The sequence below is a fragment of the Haloferax sp. Atlit-6N genome (assembly GCF_003383195.1).
Classification (GTDB): domain Archaea; phylum Halobacteriota; class Halobacteria; order Halobacteriales; family Haloferacaceae; genus Haloferax; species Haloferax gibbonsii.
In genome coordinates, this window is record NZ_QEQJ01000404.1 from 1 (window position 1) to 437 (window position 437).

Genomic DNA, 437 nt, shown 5'->3' on the forward strand with positions numbered 1-437 from the left:
TGGATCTCTCGGGCGGCCAACAGCAGCGTCTCTGCATCGCTCGCGCCATCGCGCCCGACCCGGAAGTCCTCCTGATGGACGAACCCGCGTCCGCGCTCGACCCGGTCGCGACCTCCCAGATCGAGGATCTGATCGAGGAACTCGCGCAGGACTACACGGTCGTCATCGTGACGCACAATATGCAGCAGGCCGCTCGCATCTCGGATCAGACCGCCGTCTTCCTGACTGGCGGTGAACTCGTCGAGTTCGACGACACCCAGAAGATCTTCGAGAATCCCGAGAGCCAGCGGGTCGAAGACTACATCACGGGCAAGTTCGGGTAACGCCCGTCGATTCTGTCTCTCTCCCTTTCGCCGCTCTGCGTTTCGCCGCTTTCTGTTCTCGCTGTGCCTCTCCTTCGCGACACTCTTATACTGCAGTCCTGTGTGCCGACAGGT

General features: G+C 61.6%; 1 protein-coding gene. It reads left to right on the plus strand.

Going from position 1 to position 437, the window contains the following annotated elements; all coding sequences use genetic code 11:
* On the plus strand, positions 1-323 hold a 323-nt coding region (locus tag DEQ92_RS22940), incomplete at its 5' end, for a phosphate ABC transporter ATP-binding protein (protein ID WP_115821828.1).
* Positions 324-437: the final 114 nt, after the last annotated feature.